This window comes from Actinomadura harenae (genome assembly GCF_003696215.1).
Lineage (GTDB): Bacteria > Actinomycetota > Actinomycetes > Streptosporangiales > Streptosporangiaceae > Spirillospora > Spirillospora harenae.
Window position 1 is genome coordinate 1 of the sequence record NZ_RFFG01000183.1, and the last position, 9,636, is coordinate 9,636.

Annotated in this window: 8 protein-coding genes and 1 pseudogene; 3 read left to right on the forward strand and 6 right to left on the reverse strand. The window is 69.2% G+C overall.

Annotated features, from left to right (window positions below; genetic code table 11):
• Positions 1-504 (forward strand): P-loop NTPase family protein (locus tag EBO15_RS41525; RefSeq protein WP_233616832.1); only part of this gene is annotated, 504 nt, incomplete at its 5' end.
• A 1,514-nt stretch (positions 505-2,018) separates the two neighbouring features.
• Positions 2,019-2,291, forward strand: coding sequence for a helix-turn-helix domain-containing protein (locus EBO15_RS41530; protein ID WP_233616833.1), 273 nt, complete (start codon positions 2,019-2,021; stop codon positions 2,289-2,291).
• A gap of 423 nt (positions 2,292-2,714) precedes the next feature.
• Here the strand turns inward: EBO15_RS41530 and EBO15_RS41535 are convergent, their stop codons facing one another.
• Positions 2,715-3,311 carry an ATP-binding protein gene (locus tag EBO15_RS41535; protein ID WP_147481895.1) on the reverse strand — a complete coding sequence of 199 codons (597 nt, stop codon included), beginning with the start codon at positions 3,309-3,311 and terminating at the stop codon, positions 2,715-2,717.
• Between the two features lie 108 nt (positions 3,312-3,419).
• Here EBO15_RS41535 and EBO15_RS41540 point away from each other — a divergent pair, with 108 nt between their 5' ends.
• Positions 3,420-4,316, forward strand: a complete 897-nt coding sequence (locus tag EBO15_RS41540; RefSeq protein WP_122199938.1) for an IS982 family transposase — start codon at positions 3,420-3,422, stop codon at positions 4,314-4,316.
• Between the two features lie 16 nt (positions 4,317-4,332).
• On the opposite strand, the gene EBO15_RS41545 is transcribed toward EBO15_RS41540, so the two are convergent.
• The 5 genes and pseudogenes from EBO15_RS41545 to EBO15_RS41565 all read right to left on the reverse strand — a co-directional run.
• Complete coding sequence (locus EBO15_RS41545) at positions 4,333-4,680, reverse strand: hypothetical protein (RefSeq protein WP_122199939.1); 348 nt, start codon at positions 4,678-4,680, stop codon at positions 4,333-4,335.
• A 103-nt stretch (positions 4,681-4,783) separates the two neighbouring features.
• Positions 4,784-6,595, reverse strand: coding sequence for a hypothetical protein (locus EBO15_RS41550; RefSeq protein ID WP_122199940.1), 1,812 nt, complete (start codon positions 6,593-6,595; stop codon positions 4,784-4,786).
• Positions 6,596-6,662: 67 nt separating this feature from the next.
• Positions 6,663-7,853, reverse strand: a complete 1,191-nt coding sequence (locus EBO15_RS41555) for an AAA family ATPase (protein ID WP_122199941.1) — start codon at positions 7,851-7,853, stop codon at positions 6,663-6,665.
• 78 nt (positions 7,854-7,931) lie between these two features.
• Positions 7,932-8,987, reverse strand: coding sequence for a MarR family transcriptional regulator (locus tag EBO15_RS44850; protein ID WP_158628501.1), 1,056 nt, complete (start codon positions 8,985-8,987; stop codon positions 7,932-7,934).
• A gap of 505 nt (positions 8,988-9,492) precedes the next feature.
• Positions 9,493-9,636: pseudogene (locus tag EBO15_RS41565) on the reverse strand (IS3-like element ISAar4 family transposase); the annotation flags it as partial.

Here is a 9,636-nt window from a genome sequence, read left to right on the forward strand (position 1 = left end):
GTGGCGATCATCGGCTGCGGAGGCAGCGGCAAAACGACCGTGGGCCGTCGTCTGGCCGACGCGATCGGTACGCAGATCACGCACCTGGACGCGGAGTTCTACGACGACGAGTGGAACAAGCTCCCCGCCGACAAGTTCGCCGCGCGTCAGGAAGAGCTGGTCTCCGCCGACACGTGGGTGATCGACGGGAACTACGCCTCTACCCTGCCGATCCGGCTGCGCCGCGCGACCCACGTGGTCTTCCTGGACCTGCCCGCCCGTACCTGCCTGTGGGGCATCGCCCAGCGCCGTATGCGCTACCGGGGCGGCCAGCACACCAACGGCGTCTACGACCGCATCACCTGGAGCTTCATCACCTACATCTGGGGATACCGCCGGGAGATGGCTCCTCGGGTTCGCGCACTGCTGGCCGAGCACGCCGGAGACGCCCAGGTCCACATCGTCACCTCCCGGCGGGCCGCAAACCGGCTCGCCACCGAGTTGGAGCGGGCCGCCCGCACCTGACCTGCGGGAGGCGGTGAACGATGCCGCCGACCGACCGGCCATTCACCGCCCCTGGCCCGTACCAGGGCTGTACGCCGACCGGGACCGTGTCCGTCGCCGCAGTGACGCCCCTAACGTCCTCGCCCGGAGCCCGGCATGACCCCCGTCGCGAACTGCCGCAACCCCTACTGCGACAACGCTCATGCATGGCAGCAGCCGCCCACCACGCGTGGCTCGCGACGCTCCGGTCCCCGCCCTGCACGCCATCGGCCCTCGGGAGTTGGTGTTCGAGCAGGTGCCAGGCCACCACGCGCTCCCCGGAGACCTCCCGGTGCTCGCCGAACTCCTCGGCCGCTTCCACCGGGCCGCCAATGTCACCGAACTTCACCGGGCCCGCCTAAACCGCCCTTTCCGGACGGCCGACGGTATCCCCGATTTCCTGCACCGGCGTCTGGACGCCCTCGACCGGCTTCTCCACGACCGGGCCACCTCGTCCACCAGTCTTACGTTCGGCCAGGCCATCGGCATCATCTATGCCGCCCCGTGGGCCGGAACACCCGGAAGCCCGCCAACGCAGTCACGGGGCTCGGACCGTTCGGCATTCGGGCGCTCCGGAACGGTCGCCGCCAAGCGCGCCGCTGCCAACGAGCTCGATGGCGGCCGTCTTGCCGCGCGCCCTTGGCGGAGGCAGTCTCCAACAGGTCCTCCCCGCTCCGCGTCCACCAGGGCCACGCCCACCGACGTCACGGGAGCCGACCCACGCACCTGGGGTGCGGCCGGTATGCGGCAGTACGCACCACGCTGCGACCGCCGATCCCGTCGGCTGCTCTGTCCGGTCAGCGCCGAGCACGGCCCCCTTCCTGCTGACGAACCTTGGCAGAGGATCCACGAAAATCTGTTGTGATCAAGGTAGATATTCGCGCGGGGATCGGTTAGTGTTCCTGTCATCGAGACGAGACAAGTCCATGAGACGTGGCAGAGGACGAACTGCCCGCCGAGATGGGTGACACGGGCCGGACGTGCCGGGGCCGACGCAGTGGAAGGGGCCCTGGCAGGCGGTGCCGTGCGGGGCGGTCAACCGGCCGCCCTGAGAGTGACAGCAAGTGCAGTAGGTGCAAGACCAGGTAATGAAGTCGAGGGAAGGAGGGTTCGGCGCCATCGGGATCGCCCGTCGCAGGCTCCAGTCACGTCGCGCGGGTACCGCAGTTCCACAGACAAGGTGGTGGTCTTCGGTCACGCATTCGCGATCCCCGCGTCCCCGCTCAGGCGAGCGGACCACGCGGAGCAGAACCGGCCGCAGAGCCGGATAGATGGTGTTGTTCCTTGAGGGCCCCGGTGCCGCAGTCGGCACCGGGGCCCTGTTCGGCGTCATCCCGGCACGCACCCGCGTGACCGACACGGAAGGATCTATGGAATCTGAGACCCTCGGGGCCACCAGCCCCCCTGCGGCAACCAAGAACCCGTCCGGCGACCAGGACGCCGGTGCCGACCTGCTCGACGACAAGCTCAACGACGAGGACTACCCGGCCTACAGCATGGGCCGCGCCGCCGAGCTACTGAACGTCTCCCCCGCCTTCCTCCGGGCCCTGGACGCCGCCAAGCTGTTCGTCCCACAGCGCTCGGCCGGCGGCCACCGCCGCTACTCCCGCTACCAGCTGCGCCTGGCCCAGCGCGTCCGCGACCTGGTCGACCAGGGCACCGCGCTGGACGCTGCCTGCCGCATCATCATCCTGGAAGACCAGCTCGCCGAAGCCCAACAGATCAACACCCGGCTCCAGCGACGCCTCGACCAGAACGAACGCACCTGAACGGTTCTGATCTCCGCTGGCTGTAGTCGCCGGGCCCTTCCCTCGGCGACCCCACGTACCGCCCGGACGGCGGCCATCCACATCCGAACGGCCAGTGGCGATATCCCGCCCTCCACGGCTCACCAACGCCACTGGCCGAGGCTGCTATATCCCGTCAAGCCCCGGGACGTGACTGAAGGGCCCGTGGAAGCAGACTTGGACCTTCACCCTTCCCTGGAGGCACCAGAGGGGGGACTTCCGGATCTACATCCAGTCGTTCACCGGGGACGACGAGGCGGACTTCATGGACCTCAACCTGCACGTCGACTTCCGCTCTCGGTGGCCCCGCCTCCATCCGATGTCGGCTGAAGACGGGGTCGTTGCGCTTCGAGGTGTCTATCCTCTCCTCGAGGGGCCAGCCTGGTTGAGTCAGGCTGGGCCCTCCTAAGACGCCAGCAATGCCTGCGTCTGGGCCGTGGTTTCCAGCTTGGCGCGGAAGTCAAGGTCGACCCAGACCGTATGATCGAACTTGCGGTTGCCGTGGACGCCAAGCGCCACAGCCAGGTCATACAACATCTTGAGCCCCCGGCCCCCCTCGCCGTTCAGGCCGCCGTACCCCTTGGGCAGGACGGTCGGCACGCCGTGTCCGCCCAGGTCGGTAACAGCGACATACACGGGATTGCCCTGAGTGAGCTCCAGGCCGAACCAGCCACCGTTCCCCTCGCCCGACCGCGAATGCCGGACGGCGTTGCCAGCGAGCTCACTCACTGCCAGCGCCACCACCTCCACACACGGCGTTCCCGCGAACAGCACTTCGGCGAACTTCCGCGCGGACCGAACCTGACCCGCGTGGCCCGCGTAGACCCGCCTCCACCGCATCGGCGGCGGCGACCACAACCAGTCGGACGCCGTCCCACCGGTCCACTTCACATTTTCCACTTGCGTGTTCCTCCTCGGATTGCCGCCCGCCGCCGGAATCCCAGCCCCAATGACACGGACGATCGGATGCTGATCAGCACGCACCTCGGCTTGCAGGGTCAAGTCCTGTGCCGCTTCCCTGAAGTCCAGAGCTGAGCCGCCGAGGGCTCCTAGACGAGTAGTTCCGAAGTCTGTCTGCCGGGATAGAGCGAGGGTGTTCAGGCTCGGTTTGTGGAGACCGAAGAACTGAACACCCTCTTGACGGCACTGTACGTGAAGATCGATGACGAGATCGGGACGAAACGGTGGCTCGGTCGGCCGCCGCTGCTGACCGATTCCGAACTGGTCACCTTGGCGGTGGCCCAGGCCATGCTCGGGTTCACCTCCGAGGCCAGATGGCTGCGTTTCGCCCGCGGGCACCTGGCCGGCATGTTCCCCTACCTTCCCCAGCGGCCCGGCTACAACAAGCGACTGCGCGCGGCGTTGCCCCTGGTGAAACGAGTCATCCGCCTGCTGGCCCGCGACACCGACTTCTGGCTGGACAACGTGTGGATCGCCGATTCCACCCCAGTGGAGTGCGGACGTTCCCGCCCGACCACCCAACGCTCGAACCTGGCCGGATGGGCCTCCTACGGCTACTGCCGCTCCCACTCACGCTGGTTCTGGGGACTGCGCCTCTACCTGATCTGCACACCGGCCGGGATACCGATCAGCTGGGCACTGGCCAACCCCAAACTCGACGAGCGCGAGGTGATCGCCGCGATGCTGGACGTCGAACCCGAACTGGCCGCCGACCGACCGGGCCTGCTGCTGATCACCGACAAGGGTTTTCGGGCCCGCTGGTTCGAACACGACCTGGCCCTGCGGGGAATTCAGCTACTGCGGCCCTCGATGCGAGGCGAACCGGCCCGCCCCGGCCAACACCTCCTCAAACCGGTCCGCCAGCTCATCGAGTCGGTCAACGACACCCTCAAAGGCCAACTCGACCTGGAACAACACGGCGGCCGGACCATCGAGGGAGTCGCCACCCGAATCGCCCAACGCATCCTGGCCATGACCACAGCGATCTGGCACAACCACCGCACCGGACAACCCACCACACGATCACTGATCGCCTACGACCACTAACTTCGGAACTACTCGTCTAGGTTTCAGAAACCGTCCGGACGGAGCCGCCCAGGATCCGGCAGGCGCGTTCGTCGGCTCGGCCGAGCACGACGGCTGGGAGTTCGTGAACGCCGGTGGTCAGAGCGCGGTGGATGCGATGCCATCCGTCGATCACCAGTGGCGTAGTGGCGTGTGGAAGCCTCACGGCCAGCAGTGGGCGTGTCAGGTCGGCTGTCGCAGCGTGTGCGGGATCGATCGCTATGACGGCCCTCGCCCAGGCCAGAGGCCTGATGTCAATGTGACGGGCGGGGTAGCGTGCTGCAAGTCGTGTCGCGGTGTCGATGTCCCAGGCCCAGCCGAGCAGGATGAACATCTCGTCAGCCATGCGTCTCTCCTTCGATGATCGGTCGGTTGGCCGGATGTGGCGGCGCCGTATGGCATGGGGCCAGCAGGGCGACCACAGGCCGCCCCCGCTGGCCGGGCCGTGTTCAAGCGCGGCGCAGTGCGCGGGTTGCGGCGGTGCCGATGACGGCGGCGGCTTGTGCGGGGTCGGTCAGGGCGACCACATCGGCGCCGTCGATCGGACGGGTTCGTTCGTCCATGGCCAGCCACAGGACGGCGCATCCGGCGGCTGTGAGGCGGGCGATGCGGTCGCGGCCGAGGGCTCGTTCGGCTGCGGGGAAGATCCCGTCGGAGACGACGATCAGGAGGCGCGCGGCACCGGTCCGCGAGAGGTCCATGATGCCGTCAAGGGCGTCGACCGCTTCGGCGAATCGGTGCTGACTGTCGCGTGCGGTGAACTCCGCGACCCGGGCGGGCGTGACGCCGGGGCTGGTGACGGGGCGGACTCTGGTTCCGAAGATGACCGTTGCCGACTGTGCGTCGGGGACGTGTGCGGCGGCGCGAGCCAGGATCCACGCGGCTGAGGCGACCGGGTCTGCGAGGGCCTGCATGGATCCGGTCACGTCGCAGGCGATCCCGATTCTCAGCGGTGGGGACGGGACCGGGCGGCGGGTGGTCTGGGTGAAGGGTTCGGCGGTGGGGATGGCTCCGGCCGCGCGCTGAGCGTCGGCTGCCAGGGCGTCTCGCATCCGCAGGCGTCCGGGCGGCATGGGCGAGGTCACCGCCGTGACCGTGGGTTCGCGGTGTGCGGCCGAGCGCAGCGCCCGCGCCAACCGGCGGGCGGCGGACTGTTCTGCCGGGTGGGGCGCGCGCGTCCTGGCGACTGCGGTCGGGCCGCGCTGTGGGCCTGGTTGGTTGGGGACGTTGAACACCTTGCGCGCGACACGGGCGGCGCGCTCGTGGGCGCGCTGTTCGCGTGCGTCTGCATCTGCGCTGGTCGTCCCCAACGCGGCGGCCTCGGCCTTCTCGACGGCGGCGAGGGCGCCTCCGATCGCTTCGGCGAGCTGGCTGGGCGCCCCAGTGCTTCCCTTGCTGCCCTCCTGGTTCGTGTTCCCGGTCCCGGTGCCGCCTTCGGTGGGGGCGGGCTGGTTGGGATCGGTGCCGACGAGTTCGCACCATCGGCGGCCGAGTTCGAGCATCGTGTCGCGGTCTTCATCGGGCGTGACGTGCGCGGCACGCCAGAGCTTGGCCAGCTCAACGAGCCGGTTGGTGCCCAGAACGGAGGCGATGGTGGCGGCCAGCCCGGCCGTCTCAGCACGCTCCAGGATGCCCAGGTCGGTGCGGGCCAACAGGAGCCCGGCTGCGCGGGCGGCGTTCCATGGGGTCATCGCCACGTTGGGCCTGGACGCTGGCACGGTCGGCGGGGCGGCCAGTGGCTGTGCCACCAAAGCACCCGCCGCCGCGCCGCCGCGCGGCGGGGTGGTGAAGTCGGCGAGGATCAGGCTGCTGGCCGACGCGCGCAGCCAGCGGCGGTCGGCCGGGCGGCGGCGGAGTTGGGCGGCTTCGATGCGGGTCTCTTCCAACACCAGCGCGGCGTCCACATGCGCGGCGGACGTTCCCGGGGTCGGCGTCCAGCGGGTGTGGGCGGCGTGCGCGGCTTCGTGGACCAGGACGCCCCACAGTGGCGCGTATCGGGTCCGGTCGGCCGGGCGGGACGGGTCGCAGGTGTCGGGGTGGTGGCCCAGGTGGGAGCCGTCCAGTTCGATCGCGGCGAGCTCCGGGATGAAACAGCCCGGCGCGCCGTGCCCCTTTCCGGGGGCGCAGGTGACGGTCAGGTCTTCCCGGTCGGCCAGGTCGCAGATCTCCTCGCTCAGCGCGGCCGACAGCCGCAGCCACGCGCCGCGCGGTTTCGTCGCTGGGCCGGGCGTTGGGCCACTGATCACGTGTGCGTTGGTCATCGGTTCCTCCAACAGGCGCGGCCGGAACGGGCCGCGCAGGGTAGGGCGGGCGGAATGCGGTGGGCGGTCAGACCTGCGGGCCGAGCGCAAGCGGGGTGATGTCGCGTCCGTAGACCGCGCTGAGTGCTTCGGCGACGACCTCGCGGTCTTCCTCCGGCGCGACTCCCAACAGGTTCGCCACGGCGGCGGCAGGGCCGAGAACACCTGCGATCTTCTGGAAGGCGATCAGTTCGCGGAGTTGCGGCGCCCAGCCGATCTCGCCGGACTCCTGTCGTCGGGCCAGGTTCCGCGCGACCCGGACCGCGCGCGGTTCGATCGCCAGCTTCTTGGCCAGGTCGTAGTCGGTGGAGACCCTGATCTGTGCGGCGAACCGGGACGCGAGCGCTTCGGTCAGGACGGCGCCGTGAACGCCGGGGTTGTGTCCCGCGATGACGTAGAAGCCGGGTGCGGCGGTGATGGTCTCGCCCTTATGGGCTTTGACGGTGATCTGCCGCCGTCCGTCCATCGCGGGGTAGACCACAGCCAGCACCTTCGGCGAGATCAGCGTGGCGTCATCGATCAGCAGCGCCCGGCCCTCGGTCATCGCCGTCACCAGCGGCCCGTACACGAACTCGTATCCGCCGCCCGTCGCCTGGGTGTACTCACCGATGAAGTCCGCAACGGTGGTGTCACCGTCCCCGGCCACCGTGATCAGGTCCGAGAAGGCCGCTTCGACCAGCGACGTCTTGCCTGTCCCCGGCGGCCCGTACAGCAGGGCCGGGATGGATGCCGCGCGCAGCTTCTGCAACGCGGCGACGTCGGGCAGGTCCGCCAGCTTGCGCGGGTGGTAGGTCTGTCCGTTCGGCCGGACCACCGGCCCGCCCGTCGCCGCGCCGCCCGTGTTCCCGGTCGGGTCCGCCGGGCGCAGCACTTCCACGTTCGTGGGGCGGACCGGAGCCGGGGTGGTGGAGTTAGCCGCGCGTGCGCTCGTGAGGAGGGCGGTGGTGGCGTCCGTGGTCGCCGGTGTCGCGCGATACCGGCGGGGCTTCTCTCCGACCTGTTCGGCCTGTCCGCGTCCGACCATCGTGGTCAGGGCGTTGCCCACCGCCCCGGCCGACCGGTCGAGCTTGCGGGCGATCTCGCCAGGAGTGAAGGCCTCATGCGGGTGTTCGGCCAGAAGCACCGCGACGCGGCGGCGTAGCTCGCCCTGCCCGAGGCGGTTGGGCGGGGTGGTGATGGCCTGGGCTGTCGGGGTCGTGGGCGTGGTGGAAGTGGTCATGTCATCGTCCAATCGCGTGGTATGGCGTGTGGGTGGGTGCCGTGGCGGTTTGGCGAGCTGGGTGGGTCGGGGGCGGGGTCAGTTCCGGGAGGCCGCTATTCCGCTCGCGGCGGCGGGCTCGGTGGCCGCACCCGGGACGGCCGTGAACCGGCGCGGACGTTCGCACACCAACTCGGCCTCACCCGCCTCCACCAGGCGATCCAGGGCGTTGGACACCGCTCCGGCCGAGTGGCCCAGCACCTTGCTGATCTCGTGCGGGGTGAACTGTGACCCCGGGTGGGTCGTCAGGTGCGCGGCGACCTTCGCGCGCATCTCCCCCGGCAAGGCGCGGGGTCGCCCCGAAGCGCTACGCGCCCGGCCCTGGGCGACGCTTCGCGTCAGACGGCGGGCCTTGCCCGAACTTCCATAGATCGCGTCCACCGCCCGCAGGGCGCTTCCGGCGTCTCCGACGTCCAACGCCGCCAACGCCTCCGCAACGGCCGCCCCCATCCCCGTGAGCACGGCACGCACGTCCCGCAGCTGCTCCTCCGCGAACTCCTCGACAACCGGCGCGGGATCGTCGTCCGTGCCTTCGGCGGACATCGCGGCCCCGGCCTCTTCCGAACGTTCGTCGTCCGTATTGCCCGGTGCCGCGTCCGGCACCACTTCGGGCGGGGCGTCCGGCACCACTTCGGGCGGGGCGTCCGGCATCGCGTCGGGCGCGGCGGACGGGACAACGGCCGTCCAGGTGTCGGCGACGCGCACACCCCCAACGAGCCCGCCCCGGACACGGACGGCCCGGCCGTCGGCTTCCAGGGTCGCCAGTGTCCGCGTCACGGTGGCGCGGCTCACCTGCGCCGCCGCCGTCATGTCGGCGACGGTAGCGCCGGGATTGGCCGTCAACGCGTCCCAGACGTCGCCTGCCGCCCCCTCCAGCCGCAGATGGCCGGACGGAACGTTGTTCGCGGTGGCGGGCGGGACGGCGCGGTCAGGGCGCGCGTTCGCGGTGATGGTGCGGTGGATGGTTTCCGTGGTCACATCGGCTCCATTTCTGATGTCCGGCCACCGAATTCCGGTGCCGTCCCCGTGAATAGAGCTCGACCATTTCTCGATGCGACACGACCATGCAAGCATCTCCGCCGCATTTTTATTCACCTCAACAGCTGAACATCCTTACCGCACCCCAACCCCAATCCCCCCGCCCACAAAAATGAGGCAAATTCTCTGCGCTCAGAATTACACCAACTCGAATGAGATGGTGCGCCACGAATATCCAACACCGGGACGGCAAGCACGACAGAGAACAGACCTCGCCCGCGCGCACCAAACAGCAGCCCTCCCGGCAAGACTCTCTCGACCTCACCACCTCGACCTCTCCAGGAATCCCACGCATGAGCACGAGAAGAACTGGAGAATGAAGGGTTTGAAGGAAAGGAGGACCTGGAGGTTGAGGAAGAGAATCACTCATCGAACGCGCTGCGCAGCCATTGGGAGTACCCCACGTGGGGTAGTCGCGTCCACCACTGGCTCACCAGACCAAGGCACTGACCTGCCAAGACCCCCGCTGCGCCCGTGCCGGTCATAGCTGGCCCGGCCACTGGCCCCACGTCTCCGCCCCTGAGGGGCCTCGCGTTTTCCGGACAGCTGCTTGATGGGTGATCTATGCGGCCTGCTGTCGGTCCAGATACTCGGTGTGGACCTCCCATGGGGTTCGGTACCCGTTCGCCGAGTGGAGCCTACGTCGATTATAGAAGCCTTCGATGTAGCGCATGACCGCGCGGAGGGCTTTGGCTCGTGTGGCAAA